The sequence below is a fragment of the Butyrivibrio sp. DSM 10294 genome, from assembly GCF_028539135.1.
Taxonomy (GTDB): domain Bacteria; phylum Bacillota; class Clostridia; order Lachnospirales; family Lachnospiraceae; genus Butyrivibrio.
Window position 1 is genome coordinate 150,958 of record NZ_JANSWL010000081.1, and the last position, 26,780, is coordinate 177,737.

20 protein-coding genes are annotated in these 26,780 nt (G+C 44.9%); 10 read left to right on the forward strand and 10 right to left on the reverse strand.

Features of this window, described 5'->3' with window-relative positions:
- Positions 1-37 precede the first annotated feature (37 nt).
- From NXH67_RS12870 to NXH67_RS12880, 3 genes are all read left to right on the forward strand, one after another.
- Complete coding sequence (locus tag NXH67_RS12870; RefSeq protein WP_272797620.1) at positions 38-2,119, forward strand: hybrid sensor histidine kinase/response regulator; 2,082 nt, start codon at positions 38-40, stop codon at positions 2,117-2,119.
- Entirely contained in the window at positions 2,116-5,508 is a 3,393-nt protein-coding gene (locus tag NXH67_RS12875; RefSeq protein WP_272797621.1) for a DegV family protein, read from the forward strand. The genes NXH67_RS12870 and NXH67_RS12875 overlap by 4 nt, the downstream gene beginning before the upstream one ends.
- 115 nt (positions 5,509-5,623) lie before the next feature.
- Positions 5,624-7,672, forward strand: a complete 2,049-nt coding sequence (locus tag NXH67_RS12880; RefSeq protein ID WP_272797622.1) for a methyl-accepting chemotaxis protein — start codon at positions 5,624-5,626, stop codon at positions 7,670-7,672.
- Between the two features lie 35 nt (positions 7,673-7,707).
- Here NXH67_RS12880 and NXH67_RS12885 read toward each other — a convergent pair whose 3' ends face one another.
- Positions 7,708-8,577: a TrmH family RNA methyltransferase gene (locus NXH67_RS12885; protein ID WP_022777802.1), complete on the reverse strand. Its 870-nt coding sequence runs from the start codon at positions 8,575-8,577 to the stop codon at positions 7,708-7,710.
- Positions 8,578-8,885: 308 nt separating this feature from the next.
- Here NXH67_RS12885 and NXH67_RS12890 point away from each other — a divergent pair, with 308 nt between their 5' ends.
- Positions 8,886-10,043, forward strand: a complete 1,158-nt coding sequence (locus NXH67_RS12890; RefSeq protein ID WP_272797623.1) for an MFS transporter — start codon at positions 8,886-8,888, stop codon at positions 10,041-10,043.
- Between the two features lie 79 nt (positions 10,044-10,122).
- Here the strand turns inward: NXH67_RS12890 and NXH67_RS12895 are convergent, their stop codons facing one another.
- The 9 genes from NXH67_RS12895 to NXH67_RS12935 all read right to left on the reverse strand — a co-directional run bounded on the left by NXH67_RS12895 (position 10,123) and on the right by NXH67_RS12935 (position 16,237).
- Complete coding sequence (locus NXH67_RS12895) at positions 10,123-10,485, reverse strand: response regulator (protein WP_022773049.1); 363 nt, start codon at positions 10,483-10,485, stop codon at positions 10,123-10,125.
- Positions 10,486-10,655: 170 nt separating this feature from the next.
- Positions 10,656-11,069, reverse strand: coding sequence for a hypothetical protein (locus tag NXH67_RS12900; RefSeq protein WP_022777804.1), 414 nt, complete (start codon positions 11,067-11,069; stop codon positions 10,656-10,658).
- Positions 11,066-11,581, reverse strand: a complete 516-nt coding sequence (locus NXH67_RS12905; RefSeq protein ID WP_272797624.1) for a hypothetical protein — start codon at positions 11,579-11,581, stop codon at positions 11,066-11,068. The genes NXH67_RS12900 and NXH67_RS12905 overlap by 4 nt, the downstream gene beginning before the upstream one ends.
- A 38-nt stretch (positions 11,582-11,619) precedes the next feature.
- Complete coding sequence (locus NXH67_RS12910) at positions 11,620-12,114, reverse strand: DUF4860 domain-containing protein (protein ID WP_272797625.1); 495 nt, start codon at positions 12,112-12,114, stop codon at positions 11,620-11,622.
- Between the two features lie 13 nt (positions 12,115-12,127).
- Positions 12,128-12,472 (reverse strand): hypothetical protein, encoded by a 345-nt coding sequence (locus tag NXH67_RS12915; protein ID WP_022777807.1) that lies wholly within the window; start codon positions 12,470-12,472, stop codon positions 12,128-12,130.
- A gap of 15 nt (positions 12,473-12,487) precedes the next feature.
- Positions 12,488-13,543: a type II secretion system F family protein gene (locus NXH67_RS12920; RefSeq protein ID WP_022777808.1), complete on the reverse strand. Its 1,056-nt coding sequence runs from the start codon at positions 13,541-13,543 to the stop codon at positions 12,488-12,490.
- Positions 13,544-13,558: 15 nt separating this feature from the next.
- Positions 13,559-14,554 (reverse strand): transglutaminase-like domain-containing protein, encoded by a 996-nt coding sequence (locus NXH67_RS12925; protein WP_272797626.1) that lies wholly within the window; start codon positions 14,552-14,554, stop codon positions 13,559-13,561.
- 4 nt (positions 14,555-14,558) lie between these two features.
- Positions 14,559-15,296 (reverse strand): GGDEF domain-containing protein, encoded by a 738-nt coding sequence (locus NXH67_RS12930; RefSeq protein WP_272797627.1) that lies wholly within the window; start codon positions 15,294-15,296, stop codon positions 14,559-14,561.
- Between the two features lie 122 nt (positions 15,297-15,418).
- A complete protein-coding gene (locus NXH67_RS12935) occupies positions 15,419-16,237 on the reverse strand; it encodes a histidinol-phosphatase HisJ family protein (RefSeq protein WP_272797628.1) in 819 nt (272 codons plus the stop codon).
- A gap of 290 nt (positions 16,238-16,527) precedes the next feature.
- Here NXH67_RS12935 and gap point away from each other — a divergent pair, with 290 nt between their 5' ends.
- The 6 genes from gap to NXH67_RS12965 all read left to right on the forward strand — a co-directional run bounded on the left by gap (position 16,528) and on the right by NXH67_RS12965 (position 26,689).
- Entirely contained in the window at positions 16,528-17,559 is a 1,032-nt protein-coding gene (gap, locus tag NXH67_RS12940) for a type I glyceraldehyde-3-phosphate dehydrogenase (RefSeq protein ID WP_022777812.1), read from the forward strand.
- Between the two features lie 109 nt (positions 17,560-17,668).
- On the forward strand, positions 17,669-18,904 hold the full coding sequence (locus NXH67_RS12945) for a phosphoglycerate kinase (RefSeq protein ID WP_272797629.1): 1,236 nt from the start codon (positions 17,669-17,671) through the stop codon (positions 18,902-18,904).
- A 148-nt stretch (positions 18,905-19,052) separates the two neighbouring features.
- Positions 19,053-19,799 (forward strand): triose-phosphate isomerase, encoded by a 747-nt coding sequence (gene tpiA, locus NXH67_RS12950; protein ID WP_022777814.1) that lies wholly within the window; start codon positions 19,053-19,055, stop codon positions 19,797-19,799.
- Between the two features lie 632 nt (positions 19,800-20,431).
- Positions 20,432-21,307 (forward strand): NAD-dependent epimerase/dehydratase family protein, encoded by an 876-nt coding sequence (locus NXH67_RS12955; protein WP_272797630.1) that lies wholly within the window; start codon positions 20,432-20,434, stop codon positions 21,305-21,307.
- A 104-nt stretch (positions 21,308-21,411) separates the two neighbouring features.
- The gene (locus NXH67_RS12960; protein WP_272797631.1) at positions 21,412-22,269 is read left to right on the forward strand and encodes a CPBP family intramembrane glutamic endopeptidase; all 858 of its coding nucleotides are present in this window, start codon (positions 21,412-21,414) and stop codon (positions 22,267-22,269) included.
- A 178-nt stretch (positions 22,270-22,447) separates the two neighbouring features.
- Complete coding sequence (locus NXH67_RS12965) at positions 22,448-26,689, forward strand: lectin like domain-containing protein (RefSeq protein WP_272797632.1); 4,242 nt, start codon at positions 22,448-22,450, stop codon at positions 26,687-26,689.
- Positions 26,690-26,780: the final 91 nt, after the last annotated feature.

The window sequence follows — 26,780 nt, forward strand, 5'->3', positions numbered from 1 at the left end:
TTAAAAACGTATAATTTATTATGCGCAGTTGTGTGTTTTGTATCGTTTTTTAGGTGAGATCATGAAGAACCGCACCGGTATTCATACAAAGATCATAATAATCCTAACAATATGCATTGTTGGCGTTACCATTGAGAGTGCACTTCAGATGTGGGAGTTCTGGGTTCCACCGCTCCTTGTGTTTGGAATGATCACTCTGTGGGTAATGCATCTGTCGCAGTACGGCCGGGAGAGCATGAGAGAGAACGTGATCCTCATGCTCAGCTTTGCCACTGCGATCTTCCATGGTATCCACAATTCCTGCTTTTTTGATATTGCTATAGCAAATGTGCTTCTGACGGTGGCGCTTTCCCTTTTGGGAAGTGTGACTGTTCTTAACTTTACTCTTATACAGTATGGACTGGTTTTTTTTGTCCAGATCGTTCTTGCTGCCTATTATCACACCGTTGAACTCAATTTGCTGAATATATCCAAGGTGGTACTTCATTCCATCATGGTCCTCTCCGTGCACTATGTCTGCAGATGGATAATGATAGACAGGAAGAGGCTTCTTGAGGTCATAGAGGGGGATGAAAAGATGATGCAGAATTCCCTCTCGGATATGGACGACTTTCTGGTTAATATTTCCCACGAACTCAGAACTCCCGTTAACGTTGTCAATGGTATCTCCAGCCTGATCCTTAAAAACGAGACCACTGAGGACGTGCTTGCCATCAGGGATGCGGGCCTTCGCCTCTCCAGGCAGATAGAGGATATCCAGGATTATACCGAGATCAAGAACGGCAACGTATATATCGAAAAAGACAAATATATGATCACCTCCCTTGTAAATGATGTGCTGTCCAAGTACATTATCCGTGAGGGCAAAGAAAAGCTGGAGATGGTCATCGACCTTGATCCCAAGGTGCCCATTTCCATGAAGGGTGACATCAAAAAGCTCCACAAGATGCTGCGTCACCTTATAGATAACGCTGTGAAATTCACCAACAAGGGCGGTATCTACGTAAAGATCAGCTCCACCAAAAGAGAGTACGGTGTCAATCTTACCATTGAAGTTACCGATACCGGTAAGGGCATGACGGGCCATGATATGTCCTTCGTTTCCCAGGGACTCTATCAGGCCAACAAAGAGAGAAACAGATCAAGCGGCGGCATAGGTCTGGGGCTTAGCGTTGTCTATGGCTTTGCCCATGCCATGAACGGCTTCGTTACTATCAACAGTGATGCCAAGACAGGCACCACTGTCAGACTCTGCGTGCCACAGGAAGTTGATAATGCATCTAACTGCCTCAGCGCCAACAGAGATCGCTTTAAGAATGTTATATTCCATATGCTTCCCAATAAATACAAGGTTTCTGCTGTAAGAGATTTCTATCGTCAGATGGCAGTGAATCTTGCATCCGGTCTTAAGATTAATCTCTATTCCGCATATTCTGTGGAGGAAATCAGGAACCTTATGAGCAGGGTAGAGGTATCCCATATCTTCATGGGCGAAGAGGAATACCGCCGAAATGCTGCATATTTTGACGAAGTTGCAGCGAGAGATACAGTGGTTGCGGTTGCAGTGAACAGAACCTTCAATACACCTAAGGGCAGTAATATAGTTCTTATGCCCAAGCCTTTGTATGGACTTCCCGTCACCAAGGTCCTTAACGGAAGTACCGGTGAACTTAATGCAATATTTGATGAGAGACAGAAGAGGCCTATGTTTGACGGCGTAAGGGCTCTTATTGTTGACGACGAACCAATGAACCTGGTTGTCGCTACCGGAACCTTCAGGGATTATGGCATGATCACTGAAACCGCCGCCAGCGGACAGGAGTCTTTGGATAAATTCAGAGATAAGACCTACGACATTATCTTCATGGATCATATGATGCCCGAGATGGACGGAGTTGAGGCCATGAAGAGGCTCAAACAGATGGCTCGGGAAAAGGACAGAAACATCCTTATCGTTGCCCTTACTGCCAATGCTGTCAGCGGCGCCAAAGAGATGTTCCTGAATGAGGGCTTCGATGGCTTCATCGCCAAGCCCATTGATATCATGGAATTCGAAAGGGTCATGAAGAGAATTCTTCCTCCCAAGAATGTCAGGTATGAGGAAAGGAGTATGCCATGAGAAAACTGTTCAGACTCCTTTCTGAAAAATTAAATGACCCCTCCATCAGCTACGAAGAAAGAACCATGGTCATGCTTGCCACCTTGGGCGATATAGCCATGATCATAGCCTTTATCTTCGATATTCTGGGTGGTGAGAACATTGTTGAGATTGTTGCTCTGGCTGTTATGATCGTGGCGGTTCCAATAGCAACAGGATACAGTGTGTATTCGGGCAGACTGCTGCAGGGAGCTGTTGCACAGGCTGTTGAACTGGTATTTATCGTTCTTCCGATAATCTTCTTCTTTGGAGGAGGACCTCAGGGAGGCGGTGTCTTCTGGGTAATCTTCAGCTATATGTTTATAGGTATGTCCCTGACAGGAGGTTTCAGACTGGTAATGATGCTCTGTATTACAGCCACTACCATCGCTGAGTATGCCATCTGGTTCCATTTTCCCAATCTGGTGGTGAGCCACTCTCTTCAGATGTTTGCGATAGACTCTTTGGTATCGGTTATTCTGGTAGGTCTGTCGACCTTTGCGATGCTAAGGTATCAGAAGCTGATCTTCAGCATGGAGAGCAAAAAGGCTCAGCAGCAGGCGGAGAGAGCAGAGGAACTTAACCGCAGTCAGAACCAGTTCTTCTCCAGTATGAGCCATGAGATCAGAACTCCTATCAATTCAATCCTAGGCCTTAACGAGATCATACTGCGCCAGGATGATGCTTCGGATGAGATCAAAAAGGATGCTTCCAATATTCAGGGTTCAGGAAGAATGCTTCTTGCCCTTGTTAACGATATCCTTGACCTCAGTAAGATAGAGGCAGGCAAGATGGACATTGTACCCGTTAATTACAGCATGTCCGCGCTCGTATCCGAGATCGTAAATATGATATGGCTGAGGGCCGAGCAAAAGGGTCTGAAATTTGAGGTGGATATCGACCCTTCGATTCCGTCTGAGCTCTACGGTGATGAAGTAAGAATAAAGCAGATTCTTATCAATCTTTTGAATAACGCAGTTAAGTATACAAGCGAGGGTTCTGTCACTCTCCATGTGGAGCAGGAGCTATTCGGAGATGACAAGACTCATCTGATCTTCTCTGTAACGGATACCGGAATGGGTATCAAACAGGAGGCTTTGCCCTATCTTTTTGATGCCTTCAAGAGAGTGGATGAGGAAAAGAACAGACATATCGAAGGAACGGGTCTGGGCCTTTCCATCGTTAAGCAGCTGGTGGATCTGATGGACGGAACCATAAGCGTCAACAGTGTGTACAGCCAGGGCGCTACCTTCACGGTTTCACTGTGGCAGGGAGTTACCAATGAAGCTCCCATCGGCGATATCAGTATCTCCAATTTCGGAAATGGCGTAGGCACTCAGAAGTATGAGAGCAGCTTTACCGCACCTCAGGCACGAATTCTTATTGTGGATGACAATGAGATGAACCTTGAGGTGGAGAGAAAGCTTCTTGCGGATACCAAGGTTCAGATTGACCTTGCTGGCAGCGGAGAGCAGGCTCTGTATATGACCGGAAGCACACGCTATGATGTGATATTTATGGATCATCTGATGCCCGGTATGGACGGTATCGACTGCATGATAAGGCTTCGTAAGCAAAAAGAGGAGATCAACAACAATACTCCTGTCGTGATACTTACAGCCAATGCGGGCGGCGAGAATAAAGAATTGTATGCAAGAAGCGGCTTTGACGGGTATCTTCTTAAGCCTGTATCCGGTAAGCAGCTGGAGGAAAGCCTCCTGTCACTTCTTCCCGAGGAAAAGATCGTAAGAAGGAATGCCATCAATCTGTCCACTGAAGTGCTCAATACCTCTAAGGGTTACAGGAGAAAGGTGCCGGTTCTTATTACCACCAGCAGTTTGTGCGACCTGCCGCTGAGCCTTGTACGGGAGATGCAGCTTGATATCATTTCCTTCCTGGTTCATACCGATGCGGGAACCTTCTATGACAATGTGGAAGCCGATACCGATGAGCTTCTTTACTATATGTATTCGTCGGAGGGCAAGGTGTGGTCTGAGCCTCCCAAGACCAAGGATTTTGAGGAGTTCTTTGCAGGAAGGCTTCAGAAGGCTCATCATATCGTTCATATTTCCATAACGCCCAGTATGAGCGAGGAGTATCACAATGCTTCCATGGCGGCAAGGCAGTTTGACAATGTAACCGTTTTTGACTCGGGAGTTCTCTCGAGTGCCATGGGCTTTCTTGTAATGCTGGCTCACCAGATGGCGCAGCAGAATCAGTCTGTGGAGCGCATTATCGAAGAACTGGAGGCCGTTAAGACCAAGATGCACTGCAGCTTCTTCGTAACCGAGACGAGATTAATGGTCAGGGGCGGCTATATGTCCGAGAGGATACATAAGATCATGTCTACGCTCAATATGCATCCCCTTCTTCAGATTAAGAAGAGTGTCTTTAGCATGGGCTGGGTGTTCCTTGGTGAAAAGGAAGACTGCATACGCAAGTATATCAGAAGAATCCTGCCTAAGACTGCTGACCCCGATCTTGATATGCTGCTTATTGCATATGTAGGTATGAGCCATAAGGAACTCAACTGGATAGCTGAGGAAGTAAAGGCAAGATTCAAATTCAAGCATATTCTGTTCCAGAAAGCTTCCGCAGCCATTGCCGTTAATTCCGGTATCGGAACCTTTGGCCTTCTCTATATGGACAAGAGAGACAAGCCCTATCACTTCGAGTCGATGATACCGGATGAGAAGGATCCGAGAAGCCTTTCGGATGCCTCTTACGCAAGTGAAGAAGAGGAAGAGGAGAGCGGCAGCGATGCTGTAACTCAGGAGGTATATGAGGAACCTTCTGCAGCTGAACATAAGTGGTATGAAGATATTGAGGGTCTTGATGTAAAGACCGCGCTGACCAACAGCGGTTCTGAGGATTCATTCCTGGCTGTACTTAAGATATTCTATGAATCAATCGAGGAGAACAGCACTGCCATTAAGGGCTTTTATGAAAGCGAAGACTATGAGAACTATACGATCAAGGTTCATGCCCTTAAGAGCTCAGCCAAGCTTGTGGGAATCATGGGACTGTCTGAGAAGACAAGACTGTTGGAGGATGCAGGCAAAGCAAAGGATATAGAATATATAAAAGAGCATCATGACAGCATGATGAGCGATTATCTGGAATTTCTGGATAAGCTGGCACCTTATTTTGAATCGGATCAAAAGCCCGAGGCTGATGAGATCATTCTGGAGAGCGCCTATGAGGCTCTCCTTGACAGCGCAAGGGTAGAGAACGAGGCCTGTGTGGAAGGCATATTCAGGGACCTTGGCGATTATATTATCCCTGCAGGAGAGCAGGATAAATACGAGAGGTTGAAGGCTTTCTTTGAAAAAAGGGATTATGAGTCAATTATTCGTGAAATAGAGTCATAAAAAAGTAATTCAAATTTAATATACTGGTTAGGGAATGTTCATATGGGCGTTATTAAATTAATGCAATTTGGTATATATAGGCGTTGAATTGCTAAAATAGGAGGGTATTTCAGTAATGAATAATGAAGGAAGTAATGGAAAGAAAAGAGCCACAAAAGCTATAAGTGTAAGGATTTCGATTCTGTTTGTCACACTTCTGGTGGCAAGCATCCTTATTGCCGAGGGTCTGGTTATAATCTTTGGCTACGGAATGGTCAAGGATCTGATCGATACATCTCTGACCAATCAGGTAAGTGCCAGTGCCGCCAAGGTGAACAAGGAGCTTACATCTACATTCTATTATCTGAATGCTGTTGCCGATGCGGTTGAACAGAACGACTTCGCCAGCAACGAGGAGATAATGGAATATATGGCCGGAACCGTCGGAAGATATGGTCTGATTCCTACGGGAGCTTATCTGGCCCTCAACGACGAGACCTTTATTTATCCCAGTTCGCCGGATTATGTTATGGAGGATGTCACTTCCCACGGCTGGTATGTGGAGGCTGTAGGTTATGATAACTCCTGGTTCTATTATTACGATCAGCCCTATTTTGATGCTGTTACCGGTGAACTCTGCGCTACCGTTATCAGACATGTACACCTCAAGGATGGACGTGAGGGTTGCTTTGCTGCGGACCTTTTTATGGCAAACACACAGAAACAACTGAATGAAGTAGCTGTATATCAGTCAGGTGGTGCCATGATGATCACAAAGAGCGGACTTATCCTTTCCTTTAAAGATGATCCCAGTCTTTGCGGCAAGAACATATCTGAAGTTACCGATAATCCTCTTATCGTATCCATAGGCGAGTTTGTTGCAGCTCAGGGGGAGGATAAGATCGAAATAGTAAAACCCATCGTTGCAGGCGGCGAAAAGTGGTATGTAGTAACCTCAGGTGTCAGCGGAACTGACTGGAGTGTAGTTCTCTATGCCAAGCAAAAAGAGGTTCTTGCAGTTCTTCAGAAACTTATTGGCGTCCTTCTCATAGTTACGGTTGTGTCAGTAATAGTGGTTATCCTCATAATTGCCCAGTCACTGCACAAGATGATTAAGAAGCCTGTAACTACTCTTACCAACAATATTGAAAAGATCTCAGGTGGTGACTTCACCGTCAATATCACCGCTAAGGGCGATGACGAGATCGCATATATGAACCGGGCTATGGGCGAATTTATCGACGGAATGCGTGACTCCCTAACTGAGATCAAGGATGTGTCAGGCAAGCTCCGTGGAGATGCCCAGACCTCCAAGAGTACTGCCGAGGATCTGGAAGAGGCTGCAAACAATCAGTCTGTAAGCATGACACAGATCAGAGAGAATATTGATAATATGGCGAGAGCCGTAACTGAGGTTGCAGAGAACGCCACTGTCCTTGCAGAGACTGTCTCCAATGTAACGGAGCAGGAACAGCAGATAGAGAACTCCATGAACAATCTGGTTAAAAAGGCTGGCTCCGGTCAGAAGGATATGTCCAACGTTGCCAACGGCATGACGGATATCGTTGAATCCATGAAGGATATGGCTGATGCGGTAACTAACGTTGATGAGGCTGCGGACAAGATCACCCAGATCATAGACCTTATCAATTCTATTTCCTCACAGACCAACCTTCTGTCCCTCAATGCTTCCATCGAAGCTGCAAGAGCCGGAGAAGCAGGAAAAGGCTTTGCGGTTGTTGCTTCCGAGATTGGAGCCCTGGCTCAGAACTCTGCTGATGCCACCAACCAGATCGGTGAGATCATCAAGGATATGTCTCAGAAGGTACAGATGCTGTCCGAGAAATCCGAGACCAATACAACTCTTATCAACAACAGTGCGGAGACTGTCAATGTGGCAGCTACCACTTTCGAAGAGATCACCAAACAGCTCTCCGATGCCAACGATATTCTTATCAATATGGCACAGGAGATGCAGAAGGTTAACGATGTTGCCACCAACATGGCTTCCGTATCCGAAGAGCAGTCCGCATCCACTCAGGAGATCGCTGAGAATGTGGATAAAGTTACTGAGGCTGCCAAGGGCGTTGCTTCCAGTTCAGAGCTTGTTGCAAATGCCGCTTCCTCCGTATCGGATGCTGTTGATACCATCAATGACAACCTGCTGAGATTTACAATTAACTGATGCAGGAACCAATAAATAAGGACCTTCCTCGTATATTACGGGGAAGGTCTTTTTGATATCTCCCAAAAGGCCAGGGCGCTGGCTGCCGCCACATTAAGGGAATCAACGCCGGGGGCCATGGGTATTTTTACCACGTGATCGCTCTTATCAATGGTTTCGGATAGGAGTCCGTCTCCTTCGCTTCCCATTATAAGGGCGAGCTTTTCTTCTTTTTTGAGAGAGTCGTCGTCAATATAGACGGATTCTTTTCTAAGGGCCATAGCCGCTGTTTTATAGCCAAGGGAATGCAGATATTCCATTCCCTGTCCGGGCCAGTACATATTTTTGGAATCAATGAAGGTCCAGGGGATCAGGAACACATTTCCCATGCTGACCCTTATGCATCTTCTGTACAGGGGATCTGCGCAGGAGTGGGTAAGTAGCACCGCATCCATGGAAAGAGCTGCCGCAGAACGGAAGATTGCACCTACATTGGTGGGATTCATGACATTCTCAAGGATTACGATACGCCTTGCGTCCTTGAGGATATCACCGGGAGCGGGCATTTGTTTTCTCTTCATGGCACAGAGGCAACCGCCTGTTAGGTGATAACCTGTGAGAAGGTCCAGAGTCTTTTCATCCGCTACATAGACAGGAAGGCTGTCGGTAAGCTTTTTGGCAGCTTCCAGGAGTTTGACGGACAGGTCTGAATTTCCGTCTGTAAGTTCCTCCAGATTGCTGTCACATACCAGCATAGATATGGGCTCATATCCGGCGTCAAGGGCCCTTTCCAGGACCTTCATGCTCTCGGCGATAAAAATACCGGGGGCAGGTTCATTAATGGTCAGAAGCTGCCTTTCGGGGATTTTTGAGTACACCTCCAGAGCCGGGATATCAAGGCTATTAATTTCTTGTATATTAAACATAATTACAGCTATTCCTTTACTTATTAGCGTTAAAAACATGATAAAATGTATACATGACCATTATATGATATAGGTGCCAAAAGTCATAAATGCGTACATGCTGGCATGTTAAGCATTTTGACTTTATGGCCCAAACAAATATGAGGGATTAGCAATTTACGCAGTAAATTAGCGGTTTCCGAATATTTGCAGAATTGCGAGAATGACGATAGTCATGGAGCAATTCGTATATCATATGGTGTCAAAAGATACTTTTGACACCTACACCATTATATCAAAAAGTTTCATATAATGAGGAGATGTCCAAAATGAAAAAGACCCCTGATCTATTGTGGCTATTTTTGTTTTTCATTATCTTCATCAACGGCTTTGAGGCGGGAGGCTACCAGGCAAGCCTCTATACCATCGGAAAGGTCTATGATCTTACCGAGAGTTCCAAGGGAATATTTGCTTCCGTGGAGCTGACGGCTACCATGCTGGCTCCGATAATACTTGGAAGCTGGGCTGACAGAACCAACAAGATACGATGCCTTCTTATAATGATGGGCATTCAGGCGATGGCTGCGCTTTTTGTATTTACCAGCTCTCTGCAGGCTGTGTTCATAGGAGGAATATTCTTCCTGGGACTTACAACCAGCGCTCTTCAGTTTATCGCGATCGCAGCACTTGCTGAGTATTATCCCGTGACAGGTGGCCGCAAGATCGGATTCATGACAGCAATGTATGCGCTCGGAGCTTTTGTGGCACCTCTTTTCGTTAAATATTATCTTGGAATAGGCGGAGACTGGAGGATATTGTTCATCACTCTTTTCATTGGCACAGTCATTGCATTTGCCGGCATTACGCTGTGGGGAAGAGGAATGCCTGAAGAAGCAAAGGGCATAAAAGACAGTGCAGGAATATCGGGCAAATTTATTTTTGCGGGAGTATTTCTTTTGTGCGTTGTGATGTGCATCTACGTTGGATATGAGAACGGATTTGCCTTCTTCGTTGATACTCTTTTCACCGATGCTCTGATGTCAGATTACGGTAAGTTTGCATTATCTCTTTTCTGGCTTGTTATGATACCTTCAAGGGCTCTTGTGGGAATCTATTCGAAGTATGCACGTAAGATACTGATTGCCTCTGTAATCGCCATACCGCTTATCTCAGCGGTAATTTCAAGGGCTGACAGTGGCGTGATAGCACTTGTTCTGTGCATACCTCTAGGCTTTGCATGCGGAGCTATTTATCCCAGCGTTCTCAACATTTTGATGGAATACTGCGCAGATAAAAAAGCTACAGCCACCGGAATGATCACCACAGCCACCGGAATCGGCGGTGCGATCTTCACAGCTCTTACGGGAATAATGGGAGAGAAGATGGGACTTAGAAATGCTATTCTTGCTCTTTCCGGCTTTTTCATCATCTCCGTTGTATCGGTTCTTTGCCTTAGAGAGATTAAGCCAAATGAAGTGAAATTGTAAGAAATAGATAGGCATAATAATAAGGAGCTTGCAGAGGCAAGCTCCTGAATTTTTGGGGCTTTTTTAGACGAATATTAAATTATCCGATAGCCTTCTTAACAGCCTCCAGAACACGATCTGCCTGGAAAGGTTTTACAATGAAGTCCTTGGCACCGGCCTGAATAGATTCAATTACCATTGCCTGCTGACCCATAGCAGAGCACATAATACAAACTGCATTCGGATCTGCAGCCTTGATTCCCTTCAAGGCTCCGATACCATCAAGCTCAGGCATGGTGATATCAAGAGTTACAAGGTCGGGCTTTAACTCATTATATTTTTCGATTGCTATTTTACCGTTCTCAGCTTCGCCGGCAATCTCATATCCATTCTTGGAAAGGATATCCTTAAGCATCATACGCATGAAAGCGGCGTCATCGGTAATGAGTATTCTTTTTCCCATATTGAACCTCCAATAAGTATTTTTAGTTGCTATGAAAATTAAAGCAATTCATTTTCTGAAATTAGTTGTTCAGTACATAATCTATTGTAACATGGATTTATAAATATATGCGTTAAATCGTTATGCAAAAAATTAAAATTTGATAAAGTCTTAGGGAAATTGTTTTAAATTCAGCCGTCTCTTTTCAGCACCGGAAGCGTTGTATCGTAGCCTGAATCTTCGAAGTTTACTATCTTCCACTGGGTTATGGTAAAGGTATTTTCCGAATTACCCGAGTTTTTTGTGAAATTTGACATTAACGTAATATTGAGCGATTGATTGTCGGTTATCGGTATGCTCTTTGAAATTTTGCCCTTTGATGCACCTTCTGTATATCCTGAGTTGACCGCCGCCACAAAGGCATTTCCCTTATGACAGGCCTCATAGTAGGCCGCCTGTCTCCTGGACAGGTTATAGCTTAAGTTGTAGTCCGCCTTGGAGTTGACCATGGTAAGAGCCGAGAAGGAGATAAGACTCAGAACCGTGAAGATCAGCAGGATAGAGGCACTTCCCACGTGAGCGGGAGCCTGTCTGTCTTTGCTCATTGCGGCACCCCCTTTCCTACATAAATATCAACATTTCCGTGGAAGAGAAGCATATCTTCGTTCTCCGGAATAAAAGAATAGACTTCAGTGGTACCTCTAAGATCGATGGCAGCTACTTCTCCGACAACGGCGTCTCCCACAAGGGTTATTCCGTATTCATTTACGTCGCTGTAGACTTCATCTGCGCTTTTCCTGCGGGTCTCCAGAATTACTTCATAGGAGGCATCCACAAGCTCTGCATCCACATAATTCCATTCGTCGTCAAAAAACAGTACCACGGTAATAACATGTTCTTCGGAGTCGTCCTTACTGACAATTGCTTCGGGATAGAGCTTCTCCATCTCCTTTACGTCGCCTTTGGTTCCGTAAAAGGCTTCGGACAGATTTTGGGACCAGGTCAGGGCATTGCTAAGATTAATGCTTTCTTCGCTGAGACTGTGGGCAGCAGAATAAAGCCTTACACAGACTGCGCTTGCAAGGGAAAAGAATAGAATGGCAATTATAAGTTCCATCAGGAACAAACTTATTTTAGAACTTGCCCGTCTGTTCATTACTGCTGTCTTGTACTCCTTTTGGCTATGTATAACCTGTTCTTGTTGCCGTCTTCGGTGACTATATCAACTTCCAGCACCGAATCGGTGTTTTCCGCTACGTTGAAGCTGTTTACCTTCAATATCTTCTGCCCCGACTGGGGATAAAAGGTCTTAATGCTGTCTCTTATATAGAGTTCCATGAGATAGCCCTCGTATTCATAGATATAGGTATCGTACAGGTCATTTCCCTGCTGTTCCTGCAGTACGAGAACATTTTTGCCAAAGAGCTCTTTAGTGAAGACTGCGCCGTTTTCGTCAGCCTGTCTTACCTTTTCGGTGACATAGGCGCTGGTGATCCTGTGGGAGTAATTGTCTGCCATCTGGCCGACATTTTTCTTGTAGATACTGGCGCCGATGCCTATAACCGACACCGCGCACAGGACGAAGAGGAACATCAGGCAGATGACGAACATCGTATCTATCACATGGCTCTTTTTACTATTTACATCCATCCAAGAGCCTCCTTTAATTGCCTTCAATCAGGATAACAGTTACATCGGGGTACAGATTGGATCCGATGGGCTGGTAATCCACGAAGAAGACAGATTTGTCATAAATTAGTCCGTAGTGGTCCTCCATGTACTCAAGACTAGGAGGATATCTGCCCTCGATGGCATAGCACTGGACAATGTCCCTTGAAAGAGCGTTTTCAAGAGATTCCTGCTGCTTCTTGACAGTGCCTCGTCCGGTCTCGTCCACAGCGATGAAGAAGAGAACCAGTACCATGGCAAAGATGAGGATAGAGATCACTCTGTAGAAGCTGTCCGATATATGAAGTTTGTGGCCATCGCCCATTTCAAATCTTGACATATCAGCCTTTCTTCATCAGCCTATGGTGGACATAATGCCCATCAGAGGAAGGATTACAGACAAAAGGATCATTCCTACGATTACGGATAAAACGATTACAAGTGTTGGTTCAAGTATCGAGATAAGAGAGAAGATCTTGCGCTCCGTCTCGTGTTCAAAGCGGTCGGCGATCTGCTTCATGGCAGCGTCCATGGACCCGGTCTTAAAGCCTACGGATACCATTTGTGAATAGAAGGAGGAGAAAATCTTGGATTTCTCAAGGGCTTCGGGGAAATTGTCGCCGTCAAGAAGGAGCTGTCTGCATTTTTCCACCTTGGCCTTCATCTCTTTGCTTTCCACCAGTTTGTTAACAAGGGCAAGACCCTCATAGGTGTCCATTCCGCTTGATAATGTCAGTACCATACCGCTGGCAAATCGCTCACTCTCAAGCTCCTGCATCAGCTTCTTGGTGGGGGCAAAAACGGTCAGGATGTTCCTGAAGGTCTTTTTTCCCGTTGAGGTTCCGGAGAAGAAGATGAAGAGTCCCGCCAGAACCACCAGTATGATAGTAAGAGCTGCCGAATAGCGGTTAAGAAGAGTTCCAAGATTAAGAAGTGACTGTGAGAAGCCGCTCATGCTGGTTCCCAGCTGGGCAAATACCTGCTCGAAGATGGGCAGTACCTTGACGATGAGAACCACCACAACCACAAGCATCATGAATACCATGATAAGAGGGTAGCTCACGGCGCTCTTGATATTGGACTGGATGTTTTCCTCTCTGTCATAGTAGTCGGCCAGGGATTCCATTACGGTGTCCAGAGTTCCGGACTCCTCGCCGATGGTTACCATGTGAATAACATAATCCGGGAAAACACCGCTCATCTGAAGAGCTACGTGGAACTGTTCGCCGCTTAGGAGAACCTGATTGATCCTATTAAGGAGCTTCTGGCTTCCTTTGTCGTGGATGTCCTGGAGAAGGATCTCAATGCCCTCTGAAGGTGAGATGCCGGCTTTTATAAGAAGAGACATCTGCCTGCAGAAGTTTGCTATTTCATAGCTGCTTAGTTTTTTGATAGTGCCATTGGTTTTCATGTTGCCTCCGGATGATTAATAAATATATTTTACAGAGTAGTTTTTGCCGTCTCCGATAAAAGATCTGAGTTTCTCGGTGTCGGTGGTGGATGCAAAGGTGGGATCCATCAGGGACCAGGTGGTTCCGTCAAATTCGATCATGCCGTTGACCCATCCGATGTCCTCGATATAGGTGCTGAGCCAGGCGTGATAGGCTGTTCCCGCATAACCAACCTCCATTCGGGTGGGGATTCGCTGGCTTCTTAACATACTGGTCATAAGAGCGGCGTAGTCAAGGCAGATACCTTTTCGTGTGGCAAGAACCTCATCGATGTCGGGCAGGTACCCGCTCTGAACCGATTCAGCCAGGTCGTAGTCATATTCGATATTGGTGATTACGAAGTTATAGATTGCCGATACAACATCAAGATCGCTGTTGCAGGAGTAGCACAGATCAGCTCCTTTTTGTATGGCATTGTCGGAAACTTCGAAGGATACATACTGATTGGGATACAGGAACGGCCCGAATTCATTGTCGAGGATTACCTCAATGGGCTGGGTAAATACCATTGAGTACTGGTTACTCTGAATGTTTTCGTACACGTTAACCATGTATTCGCCGTCGCCGGACTGAAGAGGGAAGACCTCATCTGTCGGTGTATCGACATTAAGACTGTAAGTGTAGGTAATCTCATCAGGGCCTGTGATCTGGAGTTTTACTTTGGGAGATGATCCGGTATAGCGCACAACCACATAGCCCTCCGATATATTGGAGGCGTCCACATGGGCAAAATCGTTCTCATAGGTAACCTTGCCCGGGGTTGTGGGCACAAGACAAACAGGGGCATTATCTCTGCTTCCCTTTTCGTGACTTACCGCTGCGCTTGTCTGGTCAGCGGAAGGCTGTGCGGCGCTTATTAAGTCCTCGGCGTCACCGCAGCCGTTTATGGTAAAAAGAAGACAGGTAATAACCCCTAAGAGGATATTTGCCCTTATTTTATTTAGTCTGTTTCCGGTCAGATTTTTTTTCATAATTTTACGAAAGTGTCTGAGGGGATTTCCGTAGCTTTTGGTAGCCAAGAGAGATTAGCTCGGAGATCTTTTCCTTATGCTCATCGATGTTAAGGACGCGGGAGTAGGATATTTCCATGGGAGCTCCCACGTTCATTTCGTTGTAACCGTGAATTCTTTTGGTCAGGTCAAGAAGGAACATATCTACTGCGGTGCTGTCGCAGTTTTCTATCAGCATGATGAATTCATTTCCGCCGTTGCGGCCAACGTAGCCGTAGCTCTCTGAGACTTCTTCCAGAATGGAGCAAAACTCTGAGATGAGCCAGTTACCGCCTGTATGTCCGGAATCTTCGTTGACGGAAGTAAGGTTATTGATCTGCATCAGGATAAAGCCCGCGCCCGGGAGTCTGTCGGGACTATCGAAGCTGTCGATCAGAATATCGCAGCTGTATCTGTTGGGGAGGCCTGTGAGCTTGTCCAGATAGGCCATTTTGTTGAGCCTTCGCCCTATTGAAACAGTGCGCTTAAGAACGTAGAAATCAAATATGATTGAGAAAGTAAAGAGAACGATACTGATGCCCACAATGATAATGAACAGATGAGCCATATCGTCAGCTTGCTTTAGTTTATCGGATTCTGTGACAAATATAACGGTAAGTATGACAGTCAGAATGACAAGAATACAAAGAGAAATCACCTTGTATAGGAATATACTGTTATAGACGTTAGCCCTCTTACTCTTATCATAAAACTCAGGTTTCATCGTAAACCTCCGCCTTAAACGCCATAATAGTTCACACATGTATCATTACTATTTTACTATATTTCGTTTATTGAATAAAGAAGAGGGCTGTTATCATATTATTAAAAAAATCGAAAATCTGATTATAGTTCGTGGGAGATGGGGCAGCGCCTGTCAAAGGTATAGTACTCGGTAAAGCCTGCGGACAGTGCAATCTCACGGATCTTATCAAAGCACAGGGCAACTCCCTCTGGGGCGTGGGCATCAGCGCCGAAGGTTATGATCTTACCTCCGAGAGCTTTGTATCTGGCAAGGGCTTCGGGGCAGGGATTGGACATGTGGAAATCACCGCCAAGGGCCTTGGAATTAAGGTCAAGGCCTTTGCCGCTTTTAATTACGACCATAAGGATCTCGTCGATAACTTCCCTGAATGCATTATAAGAATAAGTAGAGTCACCCTTGGGAACATATCTTGCAATGTAGTCAAGGTGTCCCAGTACATCATATTCGGTAAAGAGCTGTATGTTTTCCAGTGTCTGCTCGAAGTATCTTAGAATACCTGCCTTAACGGAAGGCTGTGACTCCCAGAACTGCATATAATAGGGATCCATTTTGTCCACCAGATGCTCCGAAGCTATGATAAAGTCAAAATCATGCTTTGCGGCAAGGGCAGTGTTTTCTGCGACGATCTGGGGCTGCATTCCTATCTCAATTCCGAATTTCAGAGTTATTTTGTCTGAATATTTTTCTTTATTTATAAGAAATTCTTTTTTGTAAGCTTCCACATCAAGCAAAAAGGGGTCCGGAGGCAGTTCAGGAAGCCCCGGAAAGTCCATATCCATATGCTCTGTAAAACAGATTTCCTTAAGCCCCTTATCGATGGCTGATTGTATCATAGATTCCATGGGAGCCTTGGAATCACCTGAGTTTGAGGAGTGCATGTGGTAGTCTGCAAGAATCATTTTGTTACGCCTTTCTGTTATATATATCTACTTTATATTGATAGACAATTCGGTTTTTAGGTCCAATTTAACTTTCTATAGTATAACTTATAAAAGATAATTTTACTTTTTTATTTTTTCTTGGGTTTTATGCAACTTCGATGGATTAACATTAAATATTTTGCTATATTCACTTGATTTATATGCTTTTTTTTATTAGAATTGTAGTTGCTGATAAAAAATTATCAATGCAGGTAATTATAAAGGAAACAGCAAACAATTAAATAAATTCATTTTAGGAGGAACTTAAAATGGCAGTAAAAGTTGCAATTAATGGTTTTGGTCGTATCGGTCGTCTTGCTTTCAGACAGATGTTCGGTGCAGAGGGCTACGAAGTAGTAGCTATCAACGATTTGACAAGCCCTAAGATGCTTGCTCATCTTCTCAAGTATGACTCATCACAGGGACGTTACGTTGAAGTAGGTCACGAGGATGACGTAACAGCTGATGACGAGGCTGGAACAATCACAGTAAAGGGCAAGACCATCAAGATCTACAAAGAGCCAGATGCTAATAACTGCCCTTGGGGTGAGCTTGGTGTAGACGTTGTTCTTGAGTGCTCAGGCTTCTACACATCTAAGGAGAAGGCACAGGCACACATCAACGCTGGTGCTAAGAAGGTTGTTATTTCTGCTCCTGCAGGAAATGATCTTCCTACAATCGTTTACAACGTTAACCACAAGACTCTTACAAAGGATGACAAGATCATTTCAGCTGCATCTTGCACAACAAACTGCCTTGCACCTATGGCTAAGGCTCTTAATGATTACGCTCCTATCCAGTCAGGTATCATGTGCACAATCCACGCTTACACAGGTGACCAGATGATCCTTGATGGTCCTCAGAGAAAGGGCGACCTTAGAAGATCACGTGCAGGTGCTGTTAACATCGTTCCTAACTCAACAGGTGCTGCTAAGGCTATCGGTCTTGTAATCCCTGAGCTTAACGGCAAGCTTATCGGCGCTGCTCAGCGTGTTCCTACACCTACAGGATCAACAACACTTCTTTTCGCAGTTGTTAAGAAGGCAGACGTTACTAAGGAAGCAGTTAACGCAGCAATGAAGGCAGCAGCTACAGAGTCATTCGGATACAACACAGACGAGATCGTTTCATCTGATATCGTTGGTATGAGATTCGGTTCACTCTTCGATGCTACTCAGACACTTGTTAACAAGGTTGACGACGATACATACGAAGTACAGGTTGTTTCATGGTATGACAACGAGAACTCATACACATCACAGATGGTTAGAACAATCAAGTATTTCGCTGAGCTTGGTTAATTAAGTTCTCCAATATCGAAATAGACTTTTTAAGAGGTCCGGTCCTTGTGGACCGGGCCTCTTTTCTTAAACAATCCTAATTCAAATTTAAATCCAGGAGGAAAAAAATATGTCACTCAACAAAAAGTCCGTAGATGACATCAATGTAAAGGGCAGACGTGTACTTGTTCGTTGCGATTTCAACGTACCTCTTAAGAACGGCGAGATCACAGACGAGACAAGAATCGTAGCTGCACTTCCCACAATTGAGAAGCTTGTAAAGGACGGTGGTAAGGTTATCCTTTGCTCACACCTTGGAAAGGTTAAGAATGGCCCCAACGAGGGTGAGTCACTTGCACCTGTAGCTAAGAGACTTTCTGAGAAGCTTGGCAAGGAAGTTAAGTTCATTGCTGATTACAATGTAACAGGCGCTGATGCTACAGCAGCTGTTGCAGCTATGAACGAGGGAGACGTAGTTCTTCTTCAGAACACAAGATTCCGTGGCAAGGAAGAGACCAAGCCTGAAGAGGCCGGTGAGGCTTTTGCTAAAGAGCTTGCTGATCTTGCTGACGACTATGTATGCGACGCTTTCGGTTCAGCTCACAGAGCACACGCTTCTGTAGCAGTTGTTACCAAGTTCATCACAGAGAAGGGTGGAAACAACGCAGTTGGATACCTCATGCAGAAGGAGATCGACTTCCTCGGCAATGCGGTTGAGAACCCTGTAAGACCTTTCGTAGCTATCCTTGGCGGCGCTAAGGTTGCTGATAAGCTCAACGTTATCAACACACTCCTTGATAAGTGCGATACTCTTATCATCGGTGGTGGTATGGCATACACATTCCTTAAGGCTAAGGGATACGAAGTTGGTAAGTCACTTCTTGACGAGACCAAGGTTGATTATTGTAAGGAAATGATGGAGAAGGCAGAGAAGGCCGGCAAGCAGCTCCTTCTTCCTATCGATACAGTTTGCATCGATGAGTTCCCTAATCCTATCGACAAGCCCGACATCACAACAACAGTTGTTGATGCTGACAAGATTCCTGCAGACAAGGAAGGCGCTGATATCGGACCTAAGACCATCGCTCTTTACTCTGAGGCAGTTAAGTCTGCTAAGACAGTAGTATGGAACGGACCTATGGGCGTATTCGAGAACCCTGTTCTTGCTACAGGTACCAAGGAAGTCGCTAAGGCACTTTCAGAGACAACCGCTACAACAATCATCGGTGGTGGTGACAGTGCAGCTGCTGTTAACCAGCTTGGCTATGCTGACAAGATGAGCCACATCTCAACAGGCGGCGGTGCTTCTCTTGAGTTCCTCGAGGGCAAGAAGCTTCCCGGCGTATACGCAGCAGACGATAAGTAATTAACCAATTGAGTAAATCATAGAAAGACTATCGAGTGTCAACCATGTGTCTGGCACTGTAGATGGATAAAGTGAGTGCTTTTCTCACTTTAGACAGCTATAGTGCCTGACACTTTGATGTGACTTTTGACAAAAGGAGAATACCAAAATGGCAAGAAGACGTATTATCGCCGGAAACTGGAAGATGAACAAGACTCCCAGCGAGGCAGTAGCTCTTTGCGCAGAGCTCAAGGATCTTGTAAAGAATGATGATGTGGACGTAGTATACTGCGTTCCCGCTATTGATATCGTACCTGTAGCTGAGGCTGTTAAGGGTACAAACGTACATGTTGGTGCCGAGAACTTCTACATCGTAGACAGCGGCGCTTTCACAGGCGAGATTTCTGCTCCTATGCTTAAGGATGCAGGCGTTGAGTACGTTATCATCGGTCACTCAGAGAGAAGAGATATCTTCGGTGAGAACGATATCCTTATCAACCAGAAGGTTAAGAAGGCTTTCGCATCAGGCCTTACACCTATCCTTTGCTGCGGTGAGTCTCTTGCACTTCGTAAGGCAGACACCTACAAGGAGTGGATCGAGAGACAGATCACCTGGGATCTCTCAGGAGTAACAGCTGATCAGGTTAAGAAGCTTGTTATCGCTTACGAGCCTATCTGGGCTATCGGAACAGGCGAGACAGCTACAGCTGACCAGGCTGAGGAAGTTTGCGGACTTATCCGTGAGCTTATTGCCAAGCTCTATGATCAGGCTACAGCTGATGAAGTTCGTATCCAGTACGGCGGATCAATGAATGCAGGCAATGCTGCAGAGCTGCTTTCAAAGCCTAATATCGACGGCGGCCTTATCGGTGGCGCAAGCCTTAAGCCCGATTTCGGCAAGATCGTTAACGCATAACATTACGGCGTAGTTTATGGCGCCCGGTACTCCGTGAATGGAGGCCGGGCGTTTTTTGATGTGCCCCGGTACTCTTTGGATAGATGTCGGGCTCCTTTTGAATATGCGCAGAAATATATCTCACGGTGCTAAGCATTTTTTAGGGAACCCTGTTACGTTGAGATCATTATACTGATAATCATATGAAAATGCATATATTTCCTTTGCTAATATGCCTTTTTGAATCAATATCGAGCTGGCGATGGTCATTTTACAGTATATAAGCATATTAAAATGAAAAAATCTGGGATGTTAATATGCATATCCGGAGTTATTTCAGTGGGATCGATGACAAAGATGCATATGAAATATTCTAATAAGTATGCGTTCATATGCCTTAGGTATAAAACAAGTCAGTTATGTAAAAAGAGGCGCTATATCAATGCTGTTTTCCTACTGCAAATAATAAAAAATATGACAAGCACTAAGAACTAGACTGCCCTATGGAGTTGTGGGTATTTATGCCACACATAGTATGGGCGGATTTGAATCTGACGGGGGAGGAATAACTTTGTTTTTTCTGACAATTCTCTTTGTTTTGTATTACTGACTTTGGTATAGTTAAAAGGTAGTTTCTGCATGGAGGTGCACATATGAAAATACTGGTTGTTGGTGGGACAAGATTTTTTGGTATTCCTATGGTCAATGCTCTGATTCGTAATGGGCATGACGTCACTATTGCCACAAGAGGCAATTCCAAGCCTGAATTCCAAGGGAAAGCTGAATATTGCACGATGGACAGAATGGATCCGGAGAGCGTTAAGAAGGCACTTGGAGGTAAGCATTTTGATCTGATAATCGATAAGATTGCATATGGTTCCAATGATGTTAAGGCGCTTCTTGAAAACGTAATTTGTGATAAATATATCCAGATGTCTACCTGTTCTGTTTATTTCAATGACCACGCATGCATAAGTGAGGATGAGTTCAGGACGCAGGAGTATGAGCTTCGGTGGGAGGGCAGGCTCTCTGATTATTCTGAGACCAAGAGACTGGCTGAGAGGGCGACACTTGAGTTCATGGATCCCGACAGGATTTCTTTTGTGAGATACCCGGTGGTTATGGGTGAGAATGATTATACGGGAAGGCTGGATTTCTATATAGAGCACATCAGGGATGAGAAGCCTATGAACATCGATGACATGGATGGAAGAATGGCTTTCATATATGAGAAGGATGCAGGGGAGTTCATTGCATATCTGGCGGATTATTTTGTTTCGGGACCTGTAAATGGATGTTCCGAAGATCCGGTGAAGATTGGAAACATGATCGCTTATATCGAAAATGCATTGGGTAAAAAAGCGATTATTACCTTAGACGGCGACGCTGCACCCTACAATGGGCTTAAGGGTGAACGAAGCTTTAATACAGAAAGGGCACGTCAAACGGGCTATCACTTCCGCAAGCTATCAGATTGGCTGTATCCTCTGATTGACGCTAGAATCGCTGCTTTGGGGAAAAAGGTATAATTTAAACTTTAAGAAACGCATTAAGTATAGTATAGTAATAGAGTGCATGTTTTCTGACAACTCGGGGAACTGACATCAAAAAGCGTATTGGAAGGAGAAAATGTATGGAAACAAAAAAGAGTAATAAGGGGCTGACAGTCCTGGCAGTAATAGGAATTCTGTTACTGTATATGCTGATTCAGATATTGGTCGGCTCTGTTGTAGGAGGCATTATTGCGGCCTTTAGTGTAGATGATCCCACTGATGTGAATGCTCTTACACAGGCTATTATGAAATTAACTCCGGTTCTGCAGCTGGTAGCAGGTGTTATCCTGCTGATAGTATTCGGCCTCTGGTATAATCTGGGATTTGTCAAAAAGGATAAGGCAGAGGGAGTGTACGAGTCCGGCTTTAAGAAAACCTTTAATGTGAAGACTATCGTATTTGTAGTAACCCTTGCTCTCGGAATCTATTTTTTCACAACTGTTTTTGCAGAGTTCATTGCCTGGGCTATTCCCGGTAGTGCTGAGCTTTTGAACACAATCATGGAAATGTCCACAGAGGGAAATGAAGTAGTTGGATTTATTTATATAGCTCTTCTTGGACCTATTGCGGAAGAGCTGGCATTTAGAGGTGTTGCCCTTAGAATCTCCAAGAAGGCCTTCGGAATCGTTGGATCCGTTATCTTAACAGCTGTTATGTTCGGTATTATGCATATGAACCCTCTTCAGAGTCTGTATGCAATTCCTCTCGGAGCAGCTTATGCATTTGTGGCTTATAAGTTCAAATCCATTGTTCCAACCTGCATCATGCATATCATCAACAACTCCACAGCAATGATCCTGTCTTATGTGATCCCCGGAGACAGTAACATTGTCGTATGCATCGTGCTGGCAGTAGTATTCCTTGCAGCAGCAATTTTCCTTGGTAAGGACCTTCCTGTATTTAAAAAGACAGAGGAGAAGGCTGAGATTCCTGCCTGAGCAGCTGATACAGAATAAGTAAATTTGTTTCATCAGTAGGATGAAATGCTTGAAAAACTGCGCCAAATATAATCGAAATACTGTTTAAAACTATTGAGAACCATGCCTTACAGCGAGTAGACTAAAATGCTGGGGATCAGTAAGAAAACAATTTTCGAACATATGAGGTGTGGTCATTATGAAAAAGAAATATGTGGCAATGTTATTGGTAGCTGCGATGCTTGTTTCAGGAACAGGCACAGCTTATGCTGCAGAATATATCGAAACTCCTTCGGAAGATGAGGCTTTATTTGAAGAGTCTGATCTTTCGGAGGAGTTTTATGCGTTTGATGAAGATATTTCGGATGAGATATCATCAGATGAAGCAGCTGAGAACGTAGATGAAATATCAGAGGGCTTGGATGTAATATCCGAAGACACAGATACAATATCAGAAGATATAGATACGATAACAGAAGATTCGGAAGTAATATCCGAGGATTCTGCGGACGAAGAACAGCTCCAGCTCCTTGAGGAATCCGAGACGGAGGCAACGGCTGCGGCAGGTAACTCCAACGCAGTAGATTATATTGAAGTATACACAGGCTATGTGCCTTCAGAGAATCCCATTGAGATCACAGACCTCAGGGAAGCGTCAGAGATTGAATTTCTGGAGGAAGTTGAATATCCAAAGAGCTACACAACAAGCCTTCTTCCGCCTCTTCGCAGTCAGTCTCCCTATGGCACCTGCTGGGCCCATGCCACACTTGCTCTGGCAGAGATAAATGCGCTTAAGAAGGGGTTAGCTAATGAAGTGGATTTTTCAGAGCTGCACCTTGCCTATTTTAATTCAAACCATGTGGCAGATCCTCTTGGAGGCCTGACCGGATATTCACAGAAAAATCTATCCTCTTTCCTTGATGGCAACAATGAAGAATCAGCCATGGCAACCCTTTCCGGATGGATGGGCCTTGCAAGTGAGGAGAGATACCCTTATAGAAGTGCTACTTACATACAGTCGGAAGGACTTCAGGATGAAGCTGCCTATGATGATGCTATGCATGTTCAGGGCTTCATCAAGGAGAAGGCTACACAGAATTCTATCAAGAAGCTTGTAACAGAATATGGTGCTGTGGGAATTGACTATCATACCCCCAACAGTTATTCACCTTCTTATTCCACTGCGGAGTATAACCCTGATAAAGCAGCTTTCTGTAATCCCACAGGCGGTTCTCTCTACCCTAATCATGCTGTTGTTATAGTGGGTTGGGATGACGATTTTTCTGCAGGCAATTTCACCTGCAAACCTGCCGGCAACGGAGCATGGCTTGTAAGAAACAGCTGGACCCAGGGAAATATTAATACCAAGGGATATGCGGGATATTTCTGGATGTCTTATTACGAACCTTCCATGTCCTACTATGTGTATGCCCTTGATGTTGAATCTGCAGATAACTATGACAACAATTATCAGTACGGACTTGGTGGCGGTTATGATGCAAATGGTGGTGAAGCCTATGCAACTGTCTTCGAGGCTCATGCTGAGGGCGGTGCCTACGGTGAAAAGATTGAAGCGGTAGCTTTTTACACGAATAATGTCGGCGCAGAATATTCTATCGAGATATACAGAAATGTTACAGGTGATGAGAGCCTTGGGACCCTCTGCCCTGAAGCATCTGTAACGGGAATCGCAGAGTATGCGGGCTATAAGACAGTTAAACTGCCGACTCCTGTAACCGTTGCAAAGGGAGAAAAGTTTGCGATTGTCATGAGGGGAGAGCATTGCCCCTATGGCGGTGGCGGAGCCAGGGACGGTCGTGGTTACATTTATAAGAACGGCAGATGGAGTAATTGGAGTAGTGTATTGTCCGTGAAGGCATTTACCAAAAATGTTGCAGCTACGGAAACAGTGCTTCCGACAGGAATCTCTTTTACCAATATCACAGATAGCAAGATCGAACTTGCCAAAGAGAAGTATTACAAAGTAAATACTAAGATTGAGCCCTATAATTCAACCTATAGGGACATAGTCTGGAGTAGTACAAATGATAAGGTAGCATTCGTTGAGGATGGCCTTCTTAGGGCAAAGGACTATGGAACAGCAACCATAACCGCAAAGGTATCAGGAACGGATGTATCCTCTTCATTTGAAGTGACCGTTAAGAACGAGCTTGTTGCCATCAGCGCCTATCTCTACAGCCAGTGTGTTTATCCTTCTGTTTATTACGAATATCATTACAGCACTACACCATCCGATTACACACCTATTGAAAAGGCGAAGTGGACAAGTTCTGAGCCGGAGGTTATGGAGATCACTGAGGATGGCATCGGATATGAGAGAGGCTCTGGTGTTACACAGCTCACTGTAACAATGGACGGTAAGTCCGCAAGCGTAACTTATACCAAAGCACCCACGTCAGATTATTTTTCCAAGGAAGTTCACGAGGACCGCTCTGTAACACTTAAGTTAAAACGACTTCCCGGAGAAAAAGAATATATCATCATGGACGGGGACAGGACTGTAGCCCAGATAACAGCGGACGGAAGAAAAGAATATGTGGTAACCGACGATTACTACAAGGACAGAACAGCGACCGGGGTTACCTATAGAATAATCTGGAGATTCGGCGACGATAAAAATACTTACAGACATCAGCTGTCCACAAGCTATTCATTTGGAGATAAGTACCTGATCACCTATCATCTCGGCGAGGGTACTCAGAACCCGGACAATCCCGAGTACTATATCAGCGGTAATTACTATAAGCTCCACGACCCCGAAGCACCGGAAGGATTTACTTTTGACGGATGGTATCTGGATGAGGATTATACCCAAAAAGCATCTTGCATCCGTGTCGATTATACCGGAGATCTGGACCTCTACGCAAAGTATTCTTCCAGGAAGCAGATGATCTGGGGCGATATTGATGAACAGATGCAAAAAGAGCTGTTCGAAGGGGATGAAAAAGCTGTCCCTCAGGGCTTGTGGTACGCATTCGGAAATAATAAGAAGGGCTACGGGAAAAGAGTTTTTTACGGACCTTCCAATACCGATCTTAAGGCAGTTTATAACGGCTCAGCTATTACATTTGATGGAGAGATCAACGTATTTAAAGGCACAGAAAGGCTCCTGGAAGGCAGAGACTATACTGTTTCCTACAAGAACAACATAGCAGCTGCCGGTCATAATGGCGCAAAGGCACCTTCAATAATTATTAACGGCATCGGTATTTACCAAAGCACATCGACCTTCACTTTTGATATAGAACAGGCGCAGCTGTCAGATGCAGAGCTTGTTTCTGAGACTCATGTGGCTCTGATGGCTGGTAAAAGCAGCAAACTTGGAAGTATCAGACCTGTCATCGAATTCGCCGGCAAGACACTTAAGGAAGGTAAGGATTATCAGCTTATCTATCATGAAGGCAGCAGAGACGGAGCCGTTGTAAATAACCCCGGTGCTACAGTTTTGTCAGATCCCGGCAAGACTTACATCATCGTGGCAACAGCTATGGCAGGCCGTAACTATACAGGAGAAATGCTGCAGACCGTCAGCGTAACAACAGCAGACCCTGCAAAGTCCGTGAGCGCATCTAAGCTTAAGGTTACAGCCGCTAACGGCAAAGCCCTTAAGCTTACCTATACTACAGGAGACAGAGTAGATATTCAGGAAGCCTTTGATAATTCTGACGGCAAGACTCCGATAGCTGTTGTGAAATACAAAAAGAAAGTGCTCACCTATGGCGTGGACTACACTGTGGAAGAAATCTCCGGCGACTTTAAGTCTGCAGGAAAACACAGATTTGCAATAAACGGAATTGTGAAGGACAGCTCCGCAGAGCCCTTCTATGTCGGAAGCAAAAATGCCGATCTGGAGATCAAAGGAACTCCCATGAGTAAGGTCAAGATATCAGGTCTTCTAAAATCTGTGGATTATTCAGGTGAGTCCCTGAGCTTCGAGGATATTTCTACAGAAGGTGGCATCACCCTTTACCACAAGGATAGCAAGACCAAGCTGACAAAAGTCCTGACAAGATCAGAGGATGGCATTAACGGAGACTATACAGTAAGCTTCGCAAACAACGGAAATGCCGGAAAATATACCCTTGAACTTAGGGGAATAAATGGCTACAGCGGAGCTATCAAAAAGACTGTCAAGGTCAAGGCTTATAACATCAAAAAGGATGCCGGTCAGAAAATTGAAATTAACGCGGAGCAGGCTGTTTTGAGAAATGGCAGAGCTTATCCCATAGTAACTGTCACTTTTAAAACCGAAAAGGGTACGGTAACCCTCAAGGAAGGTGTTGATTACACCCTTTCCTACAAGAACAACAAGAAGATACCTACAGCCGGCACAAAGAAACTCCCGACTGTTGTGGTTAAGGGTAAAGGCAACTTTACAGGACAGAGCAGCAAGACTTTTGTTGTGATTGCAGATGAGTAATATTATTACTTATATTCATAAATTATTTAGATATCCCTTAAGCTAATTTAAGATTTGAGGGGCCAAAAAATGGTATCATATCTTTGTGAGA

Bases quoted from the DNA above. Each gene is read 5' to 3' on its own strand.
- NXH67_RS12900 (WP_022777804.1), bottom strand. From the start codon at position 11,069: ATGAGCAAAGACAGACAGGCTCCCGCTCACGTGGGAAGTGCCTCTATC.
- NXH67_RS12875 (WP_272797621.1), top strand. From the start codon at position 2,116: ATGAGAAAACTGTTCAGACTCCTTTCTGAAAAATTAAATGACCCCTCC.
- NXH67_RS12880 (WP_272797622.1), top strand. From the start codon at position 5,624: ATGAATAATGAAGGAAGTAATGGAAAGAAAAGAGCCACAAAAGCTATA.
- NXH67_RS12915 (WP_022777807.1), bottom strand. From the start codon at position 12,472: ATGTCAAGATTTGAAATGGGCGATGGCCACAAACTTCATATATCGGAC.
- NXH67_RS12925 (WP_272797626.1), bottom strand. From the start codon at position 14,554: ATGAAAAAAAATCTGACCGGAAACAGACTAAATAAAATAAGGGCAAAT.
- NXH67_RS12890 (WP_272797623.1), top strand. From the start codon at position 8,886: ATGAAAAAGACCCCTGATCTATTGTGGCTATTTTTGTTTTTCATTATC.
- NXH67_RS12930 (WP_272797627.1), bottom strand. From the start codon at position 15,296: ATGAAACCTGAGTTTTATGATAAGAGTAAGAGGGCTAACGTCTATAAC.
- NXH67_RS12935 (WP_272797628.1), bottom strand. From the start codon at position 16,237: ATGATTCTTGCAGACTACCACATGCACTCCTCAAACTCAGGTGATTCC.
- NXH67_RS12960 (WP_272797631.1), top strand. From the start codon at position 21,412: ATGGAAACAAAAAAGAGTAATAAGGGGCTGACAGTCCTGGCAGTAATA.
- NXH67_RS12965 (WP_272797632.1), top strand. From the start codon at position 22,448: ATGAAAAAGAAATATGTGGCAATGTTATTGGTAGCTGCGATGCTTGTT.
- NXH67_RS12955 (WP_272797630.1), top strand. From the start codon at position 20,432: ATGAAAATACTGGTTGTTGGTGGGACAAGATTTTTTGGTATTCCTATG.
- NXH67_RS12885 (WP_022777802.1), bottom strand. From the start codon at position 8,577: ATGTTTAATATACAAGAAATTAATAGCCTTGATATCCCGGCTCTGGAG.
- NXH67_RS12920 (WP_022777808.1), bottom strand. From the start codon at position 13,543: ATGAAAACCAATGGCACTATCAAAAAACTAAGCAGCTATGAAATAGCA.
- tpiA (WP_022777814.1), top strand. From the start codon at position 19,053: ATGGCAAGAAGACGTATTATCGCCGGAAACTGGAAGATGAACAAGACT.
- NXH67_RS12910 (WP_272797625.1), bottom strand. From the start codon at position 12,114: ATGGATGTAAATAGTAAAAAGAGCCATGTGATAGATACGATGTTCGTC.
- NXH67_RS12945 (WP_272797629.1), top strand. From the start codon at position 17,669: ATGTCACTCAACAAAAAGTCCGTAGATGACATCAATGTAAAGGGCAGA.
- gap (WP_022777812.1), top strand. From the start codon at position 16,528: ATGGCAGTAAAAGTTGCAATTAATGGTTTTGGTCGTATCGGTCGTCTT.
- NXH67_RS12895 (WP_022773049.1), bottom strand. From the start codon at position 10,485: ATGGGAAAAAGAATACTCATTACCGATGACGCCGCTTTCATGCGTATG.
- NXH67_RS12905 (WP_272797624.1), bottom strand. From the start codon at position 11,581: ATGGAACTTATAATTGCCATTCTATTCTTTTCCCTTGCAAGCGCAGTC.